Raw genomic sequence first — 17,743 nt, 5'->3', positions numbered from 1 at the left:
AGATACGGAAGTATGGGGGAAATGTTTGCCCGTATTGATAAATAAAGTCAACAAATAATAAATCCCTGCGTAACCTTACTGCTTTTATTGCGTAAAACAGCCTGCAACAGTGTCCCTGTTCCTGTGTAATTGAGTTGCGACAATGTTCATTTTATGAAACGCGCTTCTTTGGTGGTATTACTATCAGGGCTGTGTATGGCAGTTGTTTTAGCTTATACCGCTCGCATTATTATTGTTAACAGCACTGGTTTAACTGATGCTGACTTCGTCGGCTCCGGGCCTTTTTTGTACGAGCAGGATTTCACTTCCAATCACATCAATGTAGATAAGTCAGAGCCTAATGTTAAATTTGATGCAGACGGTATTAGTATGGATTTTGTGCAGCCAGCAAAAGGTAAACTGACCCTCGTCAATATAGAAGATGCAAATCAGAATAGGAGCTATCCTATTAATAGTGGTAGGTCCAAAGATGTTAATATTCCCCTCTCTGGGTTGTCTGTAGGACAATGGAAATTGAAGTTTGAATGGGAGAGTGAGGGCAGAAACTTCTTGTATGAAGAAGATGCTTTTCTAAAATAACTCCCCCGAGCTTGTTTCTGCTGCTTCAATTGCTCCTAAATGCTTTAATACAGCCTTTATTTCACCGAAGGAGAAGTCGTCTCCCAATATTGATTTTATTTCGTTCAAAGATCTTAGTCTTTGCGTTTCAATAGTTTCTATTATCTGTTGAGCTTTCTTTTTAGGTACTAATTCATAGAAGTCTAATTCCGCGGTCCCTATATAACTGATTAGGTGTCCCTCTACAGTTCCTGCTGTTAAATTTCTTTCTTTTGCTATTTCGCTAATCTGCTTTCCAGCTTTAAATAGTTCCAGACTTTGTCTTTTTGTATCAGGATTGCTTTTTTCTTTATCTACCGAATTTCGGGATGAAGATCTTTTAATATCATTCTCACCACAGTAGTCATTAATGATCTGCAAGATTTGTTGGCCGTATTGTTTTACTTTTTGCTTTCCGACTCCCTTGATCTTCTCCAACTCATATAAAGATGAGGGCAAAGAGGAAACAAGCTCTAGTAATACTTTCGAAGGAAGGATAAGATAGACAGCAGTGTTTCTTTGTTTTGCCAGGTCGTCTCGCCATTTCTTTAGAAGCTGATAAAGCTCCCCATTCGAAATACTTGCAGGAGCTGTCGTAGTCCGGGCTTCAGATGTTTTTTCCGTTGCCTGAAAGTCTATTTCTGCGTCAGCTTTTGCTCTTAAATAGGCTATGGTGTTTAGTCCCGATACAGCTATATTTAAGGTAGCAAGTTTTACGATTACCTCTTTCCTTAGATTGTCTTTCGCTTCACTAAGTATTTTATTTACCGCTCTATTGTCCGTTTCGAGCGATAATGCTTTTAATTGCTCAAAAAAAGTTTGGTGAAGCTTTTCAAAAAAATAGGTCGACGCTTTTTTAATCCGGTGCTGTAGAGCATCGTTCTCTTCGGGTGGGATAATTGTTGAATCGAGTCTTGCAATTTCTCTTTTGAATGTTTCTGCAACTGTGTATATTTCCTTTTCAGCTTGGGACTTAATGCTGTCAATAATTTCAAGAGAAGTCTGAGGTAACAGGTTGTAGTGTTCCTGAGCTTGCTTCCGGCAGTAAAATAACCGCGACTGCAGAGCTTTAAAGTCGAAAAGCTCGGAAAGGATGTTACGCTGAAATGAAGCTTTAGCAGCAATTAGTTGCTCCTCACCTGGTGCATTTTGTTCTGCCTGTCGAGTGTAAGTTGCAATTGTGCCATCTGTTTTAACACTATTTAATTTTATAGGAGAACTTAGCACCATCCCCTCAAAAGTTTTACAGCGACTAAGTGCGACGTATACCTGGCCGTGGGCGAAGGAAGAAGCTGCGTCAATAATAGCTTTGTCAAATGTCAAGCCCTGACTTTTATGGATGGTTATTGCCCAAGCAAGTTTGAGTGGTACCTGAGTAAACGTTCCGATTATTTTTTCTGAAACTTCCTTGGTTTCTGGGTTTAGTTCATAATTAAGGTTATCCCATTGTGTTGCTGTTACTTCGATGTCATGAAATTCTTTAGGGCAGCGGACAAAAATCCGTTCACTTTCGATCCTTGTGATTTTTCCTATTTTTCCGTTGTAAAATAGTTTGTCTCTTGATACATCATTTTTTACAAACATAACTTGTGCTCCAACTTTAAGCTCAAGCTCTGATTCTGTAGGATAGCTGAATTCAGGAAACTCGCCTGTAACTACAGCCTTAAATATTGAGGTTTTGGTATCGAGCTCTTTTAACTTTGAGTTATTGATATCAAGGGCTGAATTATTATGGGTGGTGAGGGTGATGTATCCTTCATCCTCGTCTGGCTTGAAGTCGGTGATATGGCGCTGATTTAGCTGCATTAGAAGCTGCTGATCGATTTTGTTTTCCCTTACTTTATTGAGAATATCTATAAAATAAGTGTCTGACTGCCTGTATATGTGCTTCAGTTCAATACAAGCAGGAGCACTTTGAAGCAGGGCTTTACTACTGAAGAAATAGAGGTTCGGATAGTAGGGCTTTAATATTCTCCAGTCCTCTTCCTTTATTACCGGCGACAGCTGGTGGAGGTCACCTATCATCAATAATTGTACTCCACCGAAGGGTTTCAATTTGTTTTTATATCTGCGTAGAACCTCGTCTATTCCGTCAAGAAGATCAGCCCTTACCATACTTATTTCATCTATCACTAGAAGGTCAAGACTTTGAATAAGGTTAATCTTTTCTTTGTTGAACTTTCTATTCTTGGTTAAGGGATCTCTATTGCCAGAAACAGCTTCAGCTAGGTAAGGTCCAAAAGGCATTTGAAAAAGGGAATGTATGGTAACTCCGCCTGCATTGATTGCAGCCACTCCAGTTGGCGCCACAATTGCCATGCGTTTTGGGCATTCTTCTTTCAGGTTGCGGAGGAAGGTGGTTTTTCCTGTTCCTGCTTTGCCTGTTAAAAAGATATTTTTATCAGTGTAAAGCACGAAGTTTCTGGCGATTTCGAGTTGGTGATTTTTTTCCATACTGAGATATAAAAAGGCTTGGCTTCTATATTCGATAAAAGGTAAAAGGCTCTGCGATAAAGTTACGAGATGTAGGCCTTGTGAGATATACTTTGGAAAAATAATTTTGCTGTTTTACAATTAAAACGCATGAAAGCATTATTTATAACGGTTTTTACTGTTTTTCTGATTTGGGGAAGTGTTTATTCTCAGGTTTTTGAGAATCCATATTATAGAACGAGTGACGATCCTACAACAACAATTACCCGGATAGAGCAGGTCTCTAAATTTACTATCATCACATTCGAACATGCGCAAACAGCGGAAGGCTGGATAGCATTGAGTAAGTCAATTTATCTGCAAAATGCAGAGGGAGACCAGATATATAAGTTTATTAAAGCTGAGGGTATTCCCTTGACTCCTCAAAAGAAAACTTTGAAGGGCGATGAGGGCAAGTTTGTCTTCAAAATTTATTTTGAACGTGTTCCTGCGTCTATTAAAACTATAAATGTTATTGAAAGAGCAATTTCTAGAGATGAAGCTGGTAGTTACTTTAATTTTTTTGGAGTAAGTATGGATAAGACAGGTAAGGCTTTGAGAGAAGGAAATTTTCAAAGGATCTAAAGTTAAGGATCAGATTTGCTAAGTTAAAGGTATTAGCATTGGGGTTACTAGTATTATACCCTCAATGCTAAATAATTGCCGCTTATTGTTGCATAACAGTAACGGGAGCGGGTTCTGTTTCAATATACTTTTTTAATTGTATTATTTTCCAATCCTCGCCTTTTTTCACCATGCTCAAAAAATGTTTCGCTACAAAGTCAGGATAAGCGAAGTTAACATTTACCTCGGCAGTATTTGCAGTATACCTTATAATCTCGTACTGAGGATAGCAATCCTGATCTAGATTGCCGACTTGCTGCAAAAAATGCACATATTCTCCTTTCGAAATTTGAATTTCTCCGAGTTTCCCCGGGGTAAATATCACTGCATCTTTATCCAATATTTTTCGTAACTGAGCTACTTCATTATTAAGCTATGCACGCACGAAGCTTTGGATTTTTTCGTGTAGACTTGGGTCTTCTTTAGTTGTAGTTGATTGTCCAAAGGCTCTAATGCCTATTACAAATAATAAGGTCATTAAATAGATTATCCGTTTCATAATTGCTAGTTTTATATTCCAAAGATCTGCAGGAAGGGATTTTTGGGATATGCGAAAAGCACTAAATTTAAAGATGTTGTAAGTTGATTTTCGTCAACATCCCAATTGACTTACCTCATTGCAATATTTATCAAAAGCCTATTCCTTTGGGTAATTGATATGTATATACAAGCGATAGCCGAGCAGTTTCATAATGCCTCTGTTGAGATTATTGACAGGTTGCATGAAGAGAATAAAAAAGATAACATTATTTTAAATACCCGCTTTAAGCAATGTTATTTCCCCTACCATGTTGAGAACTTATCGCTAAAATTTGCGTTTTCGGGCAACGAGTTTTACGAGTTGGACAAAAGGCAACTCGCTGTAAGCAGGTCTAATTTTTTAATTGTCAACGAAGGACAGGAACACGCCAGCTGGATAGAGTCGGAGGGTTGGGTGAACTCTTTCGCTATTTATTTTAATCCGACTTTTGTAGCGTCGACTGTCGACGATGTGATCCTGAAGGATGAAAAATTGCTGGATAATCCCTTCAATGTTTTCTCGGATAGTGGGCAGCTTATTTTTTTTCAAACTTTAATTCCGCTAAATGAGAAGATTGTTTATGAAGTCGGCGCGTTTAAGAACTATTTGGAGGAAACCGGGGGGCGCGAAAGATTGCTGATAGATGAAGCGTTAAGGAAGGTTTTTCATAGGATCGTTTGGTTGCACCAGGCAGAGCTGACTGGTAAATTTCATAAAGTGGATGCAATAAAAAGATCTACAAAACTTGAAATTCTAAGAAGAGTTTATATTGCCAGAGACTTTGTTGAGTCTTTTTATACTGAAAATATATCTGTTGGCGACGTATCAAGGGCTTGCTTTCTTTCAGAAAATCTTGTGATGCGGTATTTTAAAGCCGTTTTTGGCATAAGTGTACATCAGTATATTATTAATAAACGACTCGAGTTTGCCAGGGAGCAGTTATTATCAACCAATCTTACTTTCAATGAAATAACCTATCGGTCTGGTTTCGATTGTCCAAGTTCTTTCGGAAGGCTACTTAAAACACGGTTTGGTATAACCCCTAATTCATTAAGGATAGCTTCTTCTGTTGATTAAGCTGAGGCAGAGTTTTTGATTGTTTCTTTGCGCCTGGTCCTGTCTATAATAAAAACATTCCATTAAATTTCTATTAACCGCTTGATAATCAAATTTAAGTTCCCTACTTTTGCGTTCCCAATTTTTGGGATAAAAGGATTAGTTAAATTTATAAACAAAACAACAGCAGTAAATGCCTACTATTCAACAATTAGTTAGGAAAGGTAGAGTAGCTCTGGAGGATAAGAGTAAATCCCCAGCGTTGGACAGCTGTCCACAGCGAAGAGGCGTGTGTACCCGTGTATACACCACTACCCCTAAGAAACCAAACTCAGCGATGCGTAAAGTTGCCCGTGTACGTTTAACAAACGGAAAAGAGGTGAACGCATATATCCCAGGAGAAGGACACAACCTACAGGAGCACTCTATTGTGTTAATCCGTGGTGGTCGTGTTAAAGACTTACCAGGTGTGCGTTATCACATCATTCGTGGTGCTTTAGATACTTCTGGTGTAAACGGAAGAAATCAGCGTCGTTCTAAATATGGTACTAAACGCCCTAAACCAGGTCAACCGGCAGCGGCACCTGCAAAAGGTAAAAAGAAATAATAAAGGAGGATAATAGAAATGAGAAAGTCAAAACCAAAAAAACGCATTATCCTGCCTGACCCGAAGTTTAACGAGGTTCTGGTAACCCGTTTCGTGAACAACATGATGTACGACGGGAAAAAGTCTACTGCTTACGCTATTTTTTACGATGCGGTTGAACTTGTAGAGAAAAAAATTAACGAAAGTGGTTTAGATGCATGGAAGAAAGCATTAAATAATGTAATGCCTGCTGTTGAGGTTAAATCTCGTCGTGTAGGTGGTGCTAACTTCCAGGTTCCAACTGAGGTTCGTCCTGAGCGTAAGATCGCTTTAGGTATGAAATGGTTGATCCTTTATGCTCGTCGTCGTGGTGAGAAAACGATGAAAGAAAAATTAGCTGGTGAAATTATCTCTGCTTCAAAAGGCGAAGGTGCTGCAGTGAAGAAAAAAGAGGATACTCACAAAATGGCTGAGGCCAACAAGGCGTTTTCACACTTCCGCTTCTAATAAAAGAAGATTACACAGATTAATAATGATTACACCGATTGTACGTTTTGCATGATCGGTGTAACCGTTTAAAATCAGAGAAATCATAAAAAGATGGCAAGAGATTTAAAATATACAAGAAATATAGGTATCGCTGCTCACATTGATGCTGGTAAAACTACCACTACTGAGCGGATCTTATATTATGCAGGTGTAAACCATAAAATTGGTGAAGTTCACGAAGGTGCTTCAACAATGGACTGGATGGTTCAGGAAGCAGAGCGTGGAATAACAATTACTTCTGCTGCAACAACTGTATTCTGGAACTACAGAAATAATAAATATCAGGTTAACGTTATCGATACTCCTGGACACGTGGATTTTACCGTAGAGGTAAACCGCTCTCTTCGAGTATTGGACGGTTTGGTGTTTTTATTTTCTGCTGTTGATGGAGTTGAGCCTCAATCAGAGACCAACTGGCGTCTTGCTAACAACTATAATGTACCTCGTATCGGTTTCGTTAATAAGATGGACCGTTCAGGTGCTGACTTCTTAAAAGTTGTTAAACAAGTTCGTGAAATGTTAGGTAGCCATGCTGTGCCTCTTCAAATCCCTATCGGTGCTGAAGATCAGTTTAAAGGAGTGGTTGACCTGATTAACTTCCGTGGTATCGTTTGGAATGAGCATGATAAAGGAATGACCTTTACAGAAGTGCCAATTCCTGATGATTTGGTCGATGAGGCAAACGAGTGGAGAGAGAAACTTCTTGAAGCAGTTGCTGAATACGATGAGACATTAATGGAGAAATTCTTTGATGATCCATCTACAATTACTGAGCGTGAAGTTTTAGATGCATTACGTCAGGCAACTCTTGCCGGTAAAATTGTTCCAATGACTTGTGGTTCATCTTTCAAAAATAAAGGTGTTCAAACTATGCTTGATTACGTGATGGAACTACTTCCTTCACCATTGGATCAGGAAGCAATTACAGGAACAAACCCTAACACTGGAGAAGAAGTATCTCGTAAGCCTGATGCAAGTGAGCCTTTTGCTGCTCTTGCGTTTAAGATCGCAACTGACCCATTCGTAGGTCGTCTTTGCTTTATTCGCGTTTACTCGGGAAATCTGGAAGCAGGTTCTTATGTATACAATGCACGTTCTGAAAATAAGGAGCGTATTTCTCGTATCTTCCAAATGCATGCTAATAAGCAAAACCCAATTCCTAATGTTGGTGCTGGTGATATTGCTGCAGTAGTTGGATTTAAAGATATCAAAACCGGAGATACTCTTTGTGAGGAAAAAAATCCTATTGTACTAGAGTCGATGAATTTCCCTGAGCCAGTTATCGGTTTAGCGATTGAGCCAAAAACTCAGGCAGATATGGATAAATTAGGTCTTGCGCTTGGTAAATTAGCTGAAGAGGATCCTACATTCCAGGTAAAAACTGACGAGGATACTGGTCAGACAGTTATCTCTGGTATGGGTGAGCTTCACTTGGATATCATCATGGACCGTTTGAAACGTGAGTTTAAAGTTGAAGTTAATCAAGGTGCTCCTCAGGTAGCTTACAAAGAGGCTATCACTGGTACAGTTCAACACCGTGAAACTTATAAGAAACAAACAGGTGGTCGTGGTAAGTTTGCCGACATCCAGGTTGTTATATCTCCTGTTGACGAAGGTAAAACTGGTCTTCAGTTTGTAAATGAAATCGTGGGTGGATCTATTCCACGTGAATACATTCCTTCTGTTGAAAAAGGTTTTGCTTCTTCAATGGCGAATGGTGTGTTAGCAGGATTCCCTGTTACCGACATGAAAGTTCGTTTAATTGATGGTTCATTCCACGCTGTCGATTCAGACTCATTATCTTTTGAAATTGCAGCTCGTTCTGCGTTCCGCGAAGCATTACCAAAATGTAAACCTGTGTTAATGGAGCCGATCATGAAAATTGAGGTTCTTACACCAGAAGAAAACATGGGGGATGTAATGGGCGACTTGAACCGTCGTCGTGGCCAGCTTCAAGGTATGGACACTCGTAACGGTGCACAAGTAATTAAAGCGTTAGTTCCACTTTCTGAAATGTTTGGTTATGTAACTCAATTACGTACTATCACTTCAGGTCGTGCTACTTCAACGATGGAGTTCGATCACTACGAACCAGCTCCTAAAAACGTACAGGACGAAGTTGTAGCGAAAGCTAAAGGTAAGTCTGTAAACGCATAACTAGGATTACCCAGATTCGCGTGAAGATTACACCGATGATATTTGATTACACTGATTGTTGAATGATAATCAGTGTAATTGTCTTAATAAATCGGTGAAATTTTAATAAAAATAATAAATAGCTGGTCGTAATAAATAGCTCTTACCTCCAGTTTAACTAAAATAAAAATGAGCCAAAGAATCAGAATCAAATTAAAATCTTACGATTACAACTTGGTTGATAAGTCAGCTGATAAAATCGTAAAGACTGTAAAACCTACAGGTGCTGTTGTTAGCGGACCTATTCCTCTTCCAACTGAGAAAAAAATCTTTACTGTATTACGTTCTCCGCACGTAAACAAGAAAGCTCGTGAGCAGTTCCAGTTATGCTCTTACAAGAGATTATTGGATATCTACAGTTCTAACTCAAAGACTGTTGATGCGCTTATGAAACTTGAATTGCCAAGTGGAGTTGAGGTAGAGATCAAAGTTTAAGTAGCTGGAGATTTTAAATTCACAGAAATAGATCCCGTCAGGTTTTCCTGACGGGATTTTTCTTTATACGAGTTACACGAATTTTGCTCCGTTCATTGGCGGAAATAAAAATGTTAAATTGGTACACATCTAATGCTAAGCTAGTCTGGTTTTAGCTTCATATAATTAGGGCGCAACAAAAAACGCAGATAGAGGATTCTACCTGCGTTTTTTTGATTTAATCTTTTGTCTCTAAACGAAGGCTTCTTCTGCGTAGGCTTCCAATGGAGGGCAAGAACAAATGAGGGTGCGATCACCATGAGTGTCATTGACTCTTCCGACTGATGGCCAGAACTTGTTATCCTTAACGTAAGGAAGAGGGAAAGCTGCTTGTTGTCTTGAATAAGGCTTGTCCCAATTGTCAGAAGTAGCTACCCCAAAGGTATGGGGAGCATTTTTTAGCGGGTTTTGAACCTTATCTGCCTCTCCACTTTCGATCTTACTTATTTCTTTACGAATTGCAATCAGAGCATCACAGAATCTATCCAGTTCATGTTTTGGTTCTGATTCGGTGGGCTCGACCATTAGCGTTCCTGGTACTGGGAAAGATACAGTTGGCGCATGGAAGCCATAGTCCATTAGTCTTTTTGCAATATCAACAACTTCAATACCTACAGTCTTAAAAGTACGGCAGTCCAAGATCATCTCATGTGCGCAACGTCCATTACTACCAGTATACAGAACTGGATAATGTTGTTCCAGGCGGGACTTGATGTAATTTGCATTTAAGATTGCATACCTCGTAGCATTAGTTAAGCCCTCGGAACCCATCATGGCAATATAAGCATGAGAGATTAGAAGGATTGAAGCGGAACCCCAAGGTGCTGCAGAAACTGCATGAATAGATTTTCCTCTCTCTATATCTACCACTGGATGTCCTGGAAGATAAGGGACAAGGTGTTTCGCTACCCCGATAGGACCCATACCCGGACCTCCACCACCATGAGGTATACAGAAAGTTTTGTGAAGGTTCAAATGGCAAACATCTGCACCAATAGTTGCCGGACTTGTTAAGCCTACTTGAGCATTCATATTTGCACCATCCATGTAAACCTGTCCGCCATTCTGGTGAATAATCTCACACACTTCAATGATCGACTCTTCGAAGACTCCGTGAGTAGAGGGATAGGTAACCATTAAACAAGATAGTTGATCTTTATGCTCTTCTGCTCGTGCTTTCAGATCTTCTATATCTATATTTCCGTTTTCGTCACATTTCACTACCACAATTTTCATTCCGGCCATTGCCGCTGAAGCTGGGTTCGTTCCGTGTGCCGAAGCAGGAATTAAAGCGACGTTACGATGTCCTTCACCTCTATCTATATGGTATGCACGAATAACCATTAGTCCCGCATATTCTCCCTGTGCTCCGGAATTGGGTTGGAAACTCATTGAGGCGAAACCTGTAATTTCGCTTAACCAATCATTCAATTCTGTGATCACCTGGATGTATCCTCCCACCTGATCAATTGGAGCAAATGGATGGATTTTGCTAAAGTGGGTCCAGGTTACCGGGATCATTTCTGAAGTTGCATTTAACTTCATGGTACATGAACCCAAAGGAATCATTGAGTGGCAAAGGGATAGATCTTTAGCCTCCAATGATTTTATATACCGAAGCATTTCATGCTCAGAATGATGAGTGTTGAAAACCTGATGGGTTAGAAAATCAGAGGTGCGGATTAAATCAGCTGGTATTCGTGCTGCGACGGATCTTTTTATTGTGTCGAGCTCAACATTATTTAAGTTCTTGCCTTTTACTTTTGCAAAGAGTCCAATGATATTCTGAATATCTTCAAAACGCGTAGTTTCATCCAAAGATATCGTAATAACGGAACTTGCGTAATGAAAATTCATTTCCTTGTTTAATGCTTCTGCATGAATAGCACCAGCAAGATCACCCACATCGAAGCTAAGTGTATCAAAGAAACTCTCATTGCTTTGTTTATAACCTAGTTCTTCTAACGTATCAGAAAGAAGCACGGATAATCCATGTACCCGTTGAGCAATCAGTTTTAAACCTTCTTGTCCGTGATAAGCAGCATACATTCCGGCCATAATGGCTAGTAATGCCTGAGCTGTACAAATATTAGAAGTGGCTTTATCCCGGCGAATGTGTTGCTCACGGGTTTGCAGTGCCATCCTCAATGCGTAATTGCCAGAGGAGTCAATAGTGACACCAATGATCCTTCCCGGCATAGAACGTTTGTATTCTTCTTTTGTAGCGAAATAAGCAGCATGCGGGCCTCCAAAGCCAATAGGAACACCAAAGCGTTGAGTATTTCCTACAACAATATCAGCTCCCCATTCTCCCGGAGGAGTTAGTAAAGTTAGGCTAAGGATATCAGCAACAACAGTTAGCTTAATGCCTTTTTCATGTGCTTTTTCAGCGAATCCTTTATAGTTGTAAACAGCTCCGTTTCCGGCCGGATATTGAACAATGGCACCAAACATATCCTCCGTTAGATCAACTGTTTGATGATCACCAATAACTAGATTGATACCGTATGGGGTAGAACGGGTTTTTAGTATGTCGATGGTCTGAGGGAAAAGTTCTTCTGAGACGAAGAAGGTATTAGCCTGCTTGTTTTTTCGAAGACTATACTGCATGAACATTGCTTCTGCGGCAGCAGTACCTTCATCCAATAAAGATGCATTGGCAATTTCCATTCCGGTTAAATCAATAACCATCGTTTGAAAATTCAAAAGCGCCTGAAGTCTTCCCTGTGAAATTTCTGCCTGATATGGAGTATACTGGGTATACCAACCTGGGTTTTCGAAAATATTTCTAAGTATTACAGGCGGAGTAACAGTATCGTAGTAGCCTTGACCGATGAAGGATTTGAAAATTTTATTTTTTAGAGATACTTGTTTGAGATGTTTCAGGTAATCATACTCACTTTTAGGTGCTGGAAGATTAAGTGGCGTCTTTAATCTTATTCTAGATGGCACCGTTTCATCTATCAGCTGATCCAGAGATTCTGCTCCTACAACTTTCAGCATCGCTGCTGACTCTTTCGAACTTGGAGCGATATGTCGTTCTTCAAATCTCTCCTGGAAATCAATGTTTAAGTTCATGAATATGAGGTATAAAAGAAGCCGCAAAAATACAAATTTGCGGCTCCAGTATCAATTTCAAGAATGCTTTAAATAGTTGATATCTTGTAAAGTTTTCAACAGAGCTTATAAGTTGCCCAAACGTCTTTGATACATAGGAATAACGTTTTCAAGGCCAAGGTAAAGGGCGTCTGCTATTAAGGCATGACCTATACTGACTTCAAGTAATCCTGGGATATTAATAGCGAAATATTTTAAGTTGTGTAAATCAAGGTCGTGCCCTGCGTTTAGTCCTAGTCCCGCTTGTTGAGCAACTTTCGCGGCTTCAATATATGGGGCAATCGCTTGTTCTTTATTTGCAAGGTATCCATGAGCATAGGCTTCAGTATACAGCTCAACCCGGTCTGTCCCTGTTGTTGCTGCTGCTTCCACCATCTTTGGATCAGGATCAACAAAGATAGATACACGTATTCCCGCTTCCTTAAACTGAGAAATCATTTCTTTCAAATATTCCTGATTGGAAATAGTGTCCCAGCCATGGTTGGAAGTAATTTGATTTAAGGCGTCAGGAACCAAGGTTACCTGAGTTGGTTTGTTAGCTAAAACAAGATCAACAAACTTCTGCTCCTGACAATTTCCCTCAATGTTAAATTCTGTAGTAACCACAGCTTTTAAGTCATATACATCCTGGTAGCGTATATGTCGCTCATCCGGGCGAGGGTGAACTGTAATCCCCTGCGCTCCGAATCTCTCGCACGCAAGGGCAGCTTTTACCACATCAGGATTATTTCCGCCCCGGGAATTACGTAGGGTAGCAATTTTATTTATGTTTACTGATAGCTTAGTCATGGGATAAAAATAATAAAACCCCGACTTTTGGTCGAGGTTTTCTCTTTATTGACACTAATATTAATATCTGTAGTGCTCCGGTTTAAATGGTCCCTGAACTTCAACACCAATGTATTCGGCCTGATGCTGATCAAGAACATCTAATTCTACACCGATCTTAGCAAGGTGAAGACGGGCAACTTTCTCATCCAAATGTTTTGGAAGAGTGTAAACCTTATTTTCGTACTTTTCTGTATTCATCCAAAGCTCTAACTGCGCAAGAGTTTGGTTAGTAAATGAATTTGACATTACAAAGGAAGGGTGTCCGGTGGCACAACCAAGATTAACTAAACGGCCTTCAGCCAAGACAATAATATCTTTGCCTTCAATAGTATATTTATCAACCTGAGGCTTGATCTCAATCTTAGAATTCCCGTAGTTTGTATTTAACCAGGCCATGTCGATCTCATTGTCAAAGTGACCGATGTTACAAACAATTGCCTTATCTTTCATAGAATGGAAGTGTTCTGCACGAACGATATCACAGTTACCTGTAGCAGTAACGATGATGTCTGCTTCCTTTACTGCATTTGCAAATTTCTTTACTTCATATCCTTCCATTGCAGCCTGAAGAGCGCAAATAGGATCGATTTCAGTAACAATAACGCGAACACCTGCGTTACGTAATGAATCAGCAGAACCTTTACCTACATCTCCGTAGCCAGCAACCACAGCAACTTTACCTGCCATCATCACATCAGTAGCGCGACGAATTGCATCTACCAATGATTCACGACAACCGTATTTATTGTCAAATTTTGACTTGGTAACAGAGTCGTTTACATTAATGGCCGGAAGGTGAAGAGTGCCATTCTTCATACGCTCGTACAGGCGGTGAACACCTGTAGTGGTTTCTTCGGAAAGACCTTTAATTCCTGAAATCAGTTCAGGGTATTTATCAAATACCATATTTGTTAAATCCCCACCATCATCAAGGATCATGTTTAATGGTTCGCGGCCTTCACCGAAATATAGAGTCTGTTCAATGCACCAGTCAAACTCCTCGGCATTCATGCCTTTCCATGCATAAACCTGAATTCCTGCAGCAGCAATCGCAGCGGCAGCATGGTCTTGCGTGGAGAAGATGTTACATGAAGACCAGGTAACTTCTGCACCAAGGGCTTTTAATGTTTCAATAAGTACCGCGGTTTGAATGGTCATGTGCAGGCATCCTGCAATTCGAGCTCCCTTCAATGGTTGTGACGCTCCGAATTCCGCACGTAGGGCCATTAATCCTGGCATTTCCGCTTCCGCCAATTCAATCTCTTTGCGTCCCCACTCTGCAAGTGAGATATCCTTAACTTTGTAAGGAACATAAGTTGTCTCTACTGATGACATAGTTGTGTTGTTTATTTTATTAATGTCTCAAATAATCAATACCGTCTGTGATTATTTGAAGCTACAAATTTATCAATTAAATAAGGATTTATTGTTTTTTAAAAGCAACAATACCAGGTAATTAAAAGGGATAGATTACAACCTCTAAATTACCTGATATTTATACTTTTGTTGAAATTTATGAATATGAATAAAAACCTCGTTCTTCTCATAATTATGTTCCTTTTTCTGTCATGTAAAAAAAATTCTAATAGCGTTTGCGTGTCGTGTATAGCCTACTATATCGAGGATATGAATCTTAACCTTGGTATCGGCGCACCAGCGAACAAGGAGGAAGAGTGTGGGGCGGATGAAGAGCTTGAAGGGTGGGAAGACAAGTATTCCACTAAGTTTGAAGGTTCTCGAAAATACATATATTGTACAAGGATAAACGGGAAAGACACCCTAGTCAGTGTTAATATCACCCAATAATGTGACAGAGCCTTGATACCTTATACTTCCACTAATAGCACAATAGCACTAATTTTGCATTTTAATATAGTAGTAAATAAAAGAATATGTATCCAGAATATTTAGTTGCCCCTATGCGGGAAGAACTTACTAAAGTTGGTTTCGAGGAATTAAAGACTCCTGAAGATGTTGAGGCGGCAATCAACACACAAGGAACCGTGTTTGTAGTCGTGAATTCAGTATGTGGCTGTGCGGCGGCAAACGCTCGTCCTGCTGCCCGTGCTGCTGTTCAAAATGACAAGCATCCAGATAAGTTTGTTACTGTTTTTGCTGGCATGGAAAAGGATGCTGTGCACGCTGCACGTGGTTTTATGTTACCTTATCCTCCGTCTTCACCATCTATGGCCTTGTTTAAAGATGGAAAATTAGTTCATATGATTGAGCGTCATCAAATTGAAGGTCGTCCTGCTCAGATGATTGCCGATAATTTGATCGGTGCTTTTGAGCAGTATTGTTAATATAAGAATCCACTTAATTAGTGATTACACCGAGCTTTGATTATAACAATCGGTGTAATCACAATTAATCGGTGAAATCCTAGCTTAAAGGTCTCCCAGTAAAAGCTTCTCTAAATCTTCTGCGTTGAGGTTCATTTTTACCCTTCCCTGCCTGGCATAGGAGATAGTTCCAGTCTCCTCAGATACTATTACAGCTACAGCATCACTCATCTCAGATATTCCAATCCCGGCCCTGTGTCTTAATCCAAAATGGGCGGGTAGTTTTTCATTGTCAGTAAGAGGCAAAATACAACTTGCACATCTTATTTTTCCATCAGATATAACTACCGCTCCATCGTGTAAAGGGCTGTTCTTTTGAAAAATACTCTCCAGCAAACGTTTAGAAATAATTGCATCCATTTGCTCTCCACTATTTTGGTAATACTGCTCATCGAAGTATTTCGCGAATACAATAAGAGCACCTGTTCGAGTCGCCTGCATATACTTACAAGCATCAACTATAGGTTTCAGCGATATCACATTGTCTTTTGCTACTTCTTGTTTGCTAGCAAAAAATGTCTTCCAAAGACGGTTTCGATGAATAAAAGCATTTTTGCCGATAAGAAGCAGAAAACGGCGTATTTCCTGCTGGAAAACAACTACTACAGCCAGGACGCCCACACCTACAAAGCCACCCAGAAAGTGACTAAGAAGTTGCATTTTCAGTTGGATCGTAACAAGGTAAACAAGGTAAATTATAATTAAACCAAGAAGGATGTTCAGGGCAATAGTTCCCCTTATTAAATTATAGATATAATAAATGATAAATGCTACTACAACGATATCAATAATATCTAAAAAACGTAGGTGCAGGAAACTAAAGTCAAATCCCTCCATAAGCGTAAAATAGGATTTTTTATTGAAATGAAAAATGATGCATGTGCGGAACCAGCAGATAGTTTTACTGGGTGTGTTTTAAAGCTTCAATTAATTTCGCCGCTTCAATAGCTTCTTTTACGTCGTGAACACGAACAATATCAGCGCCTTTTTGCAACGCAATTGTATTAAGTACAGTAGTGCCATTTAAAGCTTCATCACTTTTGATCCCCAAGGTTTTCCAAATCATTGATTTTCTGGAAATTCCAGCAAGTACAGGGATGCCCAGAATAGAAAAATGTTCGAAGTTATTCACTAACCGGAAATTTTGTTCAATGGTTTTAGCGAAACCAAATCCGGGATCCAGAATAATGTCTTTTACTCCCATTTCTTTAAGCTTCGTAGCTTTGATCATAAAATACTGAAGTATCTCACGAACAATGTCTTCATAATTTGTGTGCTGTTTCATGTCTTGTGGCGTACCTCGCATATGCATAAGTACATACGGTGTTTCTAACTCGGAAATCGTTCTAAACATCTCACTGTCCAATTCACCACCGGATATATCGTTTATAATATGACCTCCTTCGTTAATAGCTGCTCGTGCCACTTCAGCTCGGAATGTATCTATCGAAAGAATTGCAGACGGAAAACGTTTGGAAATTTCTCTAATAACGGGAATGAGCCTGCTCTTTTCATCTTCTGCCGATATATCCGTTGCGCCAGGTCGTGATGAATATCCTCCTATATCAATTATGTCAGCTCCGTCTTCGAGCATTTTTTCGGTTCTTCGTACTGCTGTATCAATTGAGGTAAACCTGCTGCCAGAGTAAAAAGAATCAGGAGTTATATTAAGAATACCCATTACTTTAGGACTGGCAAAATCAATTAGAGTTCCTCCTGCATTAATAGTTTTCTTTTTCCGAATAATCGTATTTTTATCGCTCATTAAATGCAAAATAGAGGTTTATCCCTCGTTTAATCAAATAATAAACACGTTTTGGCTACTAACACATCAGAGGAATACGACGCGGTAATAAATGCATGTAGAGATCTTTTTATAAGAAAGACTCAGGACTACGGAACAGCCTGGCGTATTCTCAGACCAAGTTCAATAACTGATCAGATCTTTATTAAGGCCCAACGTATTCGTACGCTCGAGGAAAAAAAAGTATCGAAAGTGGGGGAGGGAATTATTCCGGAGTACGTGGGAATTGTTAATTATTCTATCATTGCAATGATCCAACTGGAATTAGAGGTGGCTGCTCCAATGGAAATACCAGTTGAGGAGGTTGAGAGGCTTTACGATTTTAAGGCTAAAGAAACAAGGGATCTGATGTTTGCTAAAAATCATGACTATGGGGAAGCGTGGCGCGATATGCGCATAAGCTCCTTAACTGACCTTATTCTTATGAAAATCTTTAGAGTTAAACAGATTGAGGATAATCATGGAGAAACTATTGTGTCAGAAGGAGTAAAAGCGAACTACCAGGACATGCTCAATTATTCTGTTTTCGCATTAATCAAACTGAATTACCCTGGATCTTTAAAATCTTAAAAATA

General features: G+C 39.6%; 16 protein-coding genes and 1 pseudogene. 10 read left to right on the top strand and 7 right to left on the bottom strand.

Annotated features, from left to right (window positions below):
* The first annotated feature begins 195 nt into the window (after positions 1 to 195).
* Positions 196 to 579, top strand: coding sequence for a hypothetical protein (locus J4N25_RS22670; protein ID WP_207424100.1), 384 nt, complete (start codon positions 196 to 198; stop codon positions 577 to 579).
* On the opposite strand, the gene J4N25_RS22665 is transcribed toward J4N25_RS22670, so the two are convergent.
* On the bottom strand, positions 571 to 3,051 hold the full coding sequence (locus J4N25_RS22665; RefSeq protein WP_207424099.1) for a helix-turn-helix domain-containing protein: 2,481 nt from the start codon (positions 3,049 to 3,051) through the stop codon (positions 571 to 573). The two genes, J4N25_RS22670 and J4N25_RS22665, sit on opposite strands and share 9 nt — an antisense overlap.
* A gap of 129 nt (positions 3,052 to 3,180) precedes the next feature.
* On the opposite strand from J4N25_RS22665, the gene J4N25_RS22660 reads away from it, so the two are divergent.
* Positions 3,181 to 3,654 carry a hypothetical protein gene (locus J4N25_RS22660; protein WP_207424098.1) on the top strand — a complete coding sequence of 158 codons (474 nt, stop codon included), beginning with the start codon at positions 3,181 to 3,183 and terminating at the stop codon, positions 3,652 to 3,654.
* Positions 3,655 to 3,736: 82 nt separating this feature from the next.
* On the opposite strand, the pseudogene J4N25_RS22655 reads toward J4N25_RS22660, so the two are convergent.
* A pseudogene (locus tag J4N25_RS22655) lies at positions 3,737 to 4,045 on the bottom strand (nuclear transport factor 2 family protein); the annotation flags it as partial.
* A gap of 306 nt (positions 4,046 to 4,351) precedes the next feature.
* Here J4N25_RS22655 and J4N25_RS22650 point away from each other — a divergent pair.
* From J4N25_RS22650 to rpsJ, 5 genes are all read left to right on the top strand, one after another.
* Positions 4,352 to 5,290, top strand: coding sequence for a helix-turn-helix transcriptional regulator (locus tag J4N25_RS22650; RefSeq protein ID WP_207424096.1), 939 nt, complete (start codon positions 4,352 to 4,354; stop codon positions 5,288 to 5,290).
* A gap of 172 nt (positions 5,291 to 5,462) precedes the next feature.
* Complete coding sequence (gene rpsL, locus J4N25_RS22645; RefSeq protein ID WP_207424095.1) at positions 5,463 to 5,876, top strand: 30S ribosomal protein S12; 414 nt, start codon at positions 5,463 to 5,465, stop codon at positions 5,874 to 5,876.
* Positions 5,877 to 5,894: 18 nt separating this feature from the next.
* Positions 5,895 to 6,362, top strand: a complete 468-nt coding sequence (gene rpsG, locus J4N25_RS22640; protein WP_207424094.1) for a 30S ribosomal protein S7 — start codon at positions 5,895 to 5,897, stop codon at positions 6,360 to 6,362.
* Positions 6,363 to 6,455: 93 nt separating this feature from the next.
* On the top strand, positions 6,456 to 8,561 hold the full coding sequence (gene fusA / locus J4N25_RS22635) for an elongation factor G (RefSeq protein ID WP_207424093.1): 2,106 nt from the start codon (positions 6,456 to 6,458) through the stop codon (positions 8,559 to 8,561).
* 168 nt (positions 8,562 to 8,729) lie between these two features.
* A complete protein-coding gene (rpsJ, locus tag J4N25_RS22630) occupies positions 8,730 to 9,035 on the top strand; it encodes a 30S ribosomal protein S10 (RefSeq protein ID WP_207424092.1) in 306 nt (101 codons plus the stop codon).
* A gap of 231 nt (positions 9,036 to 9,266) precedes the next feature.
* Here the strand turns inward: rpsJ and gcvP are convergent, their stop codons facing one another.
* The 3 genes from gcvP to ahcY form a co-directional block, all read right to left on the bottom strand.
* On the bottom strand, positions 9,267 to 12,152 hold the full coding sequence (gene gcvP / locus J4N25_RS22625) for an aminomethyl-transferring glycine dehydrogenase (protein WP_207424091.1): 2,886 nt from the start codon (positions 12,150 to 12,152) through the stop codon (positions 9,267 to 9,269).
* 105 nt (positions 12,153 to 12,257) lie between these two features.
* Positions 12,258 to 12,980 (bottom strand): pyridoxine 5'-phosphate synthase, encoded by a 723-nt coding sequence (locus tag J4N25_RS22620; RefSeq protein WP_207424090.1) that lies wholly within the window; start codon positions 12,978 to 12,980, stop codon positions 12,258 to 12,260.
* Between the two features lie 60 nt (positions 12,981 to 13,040).
* Positions 13,041 to 14,357: an adenosylhomocysteinase gene (ahcY, locus tag J4N25_RS22615; protein ID WP_207424089.1), complete on the bottom strand. Its 1,317-nt coding sequence runs from the start codon at positions 14,355 to 14,357 to the stop codon at positions 13,041 to 13,043.
* Between the two features lie 291 nt (positions 14,358 to 14,648).
* On the opposite strand from ahcY, the gene J4N25_RS22610 reads away from it, so the two are divergent.
* Both J4N25_RS22610 and J4N25_RS22605 read left to right on the top strand, forming a co-directional pair.
* Complete coding sequence (locus tag J4N25_RS22610) at positions 14,649 to 14,828, top strand: hypothetical protein (protein ID WP_207424088.1); 180 nt, start codon at positions 14,649 to 14,651, stop codon at positions 14,826 to 14,828.
* A gap of 86 nt (positions 14,829 to 14,914) precedes the next feature.
* A complete protein-coding gene (locus J4N25_RS22605) occupies positions 14,915 to 15,325 on the top strand; it encodes a BrxA/BrxB family bacilliredoxin (RefSeq protein WP_207424087.1) in 411 nt (136 codons plus the stop codon).
* A gap of 84 nt (positions 15,326 to 15,409) precedes the next feature.
* Here the strand turns inward: J4N25_RS22605 and cdaA are convergent, their stop codons facing one another.
* Together cdaA and folP are read right to left on the bottom strand one after the other, a co-directional pair.
* Positions 15,410 to 16,201 (bottom strand): diadenylate cyclase CdaA, encoded by a 792-nt coding sequence (gene cdaA, locus J4N25_RS22600; RefSeq protein WP_207424086.1) that lies wholly within the window; start codon positions 16,199 to 16,201, stop codon positions 15,410 to 15,412.
* A 64-nt stretch (positions 16,202 to 16,265) separates the two neighbouring features.
* A complete protein-coding gene (gene folP / locus J4N25_RS22595; protein ID WP_207424085.1) occupies positions 16,266 to 17,129 on the bottom strand; it encodes a dihydropteroate synthase in 864 nt (287 codons plus the stop codon).
* Between the two features lie 51 nt (positions 17,130 to 17,180).
* Between folP and J4N25_RS22590 the strand changes: the two genes are divergently transcribed.
* Positions 17,181 to 17,738, top strand: coding sequence for a DUF1599 domain-containing protein (locus tag J4N25_RS22590; protein ID WP_207424084.1), 558 nt, complete (start codon positions 17,181 to 17,183; stop codon positions 17,736 to 17,738).
* Positions 17,739 to 17,743: the final 5 nt, after the last annotated feature.

The sequence above is a fragment of the Desertivirga brevis genome (assembly GCF_017355835.1).
Note: the sequence above shows the minus strand (reverse complement) of the source record. Positions and strands in the feature narration are given on the sequence as shown.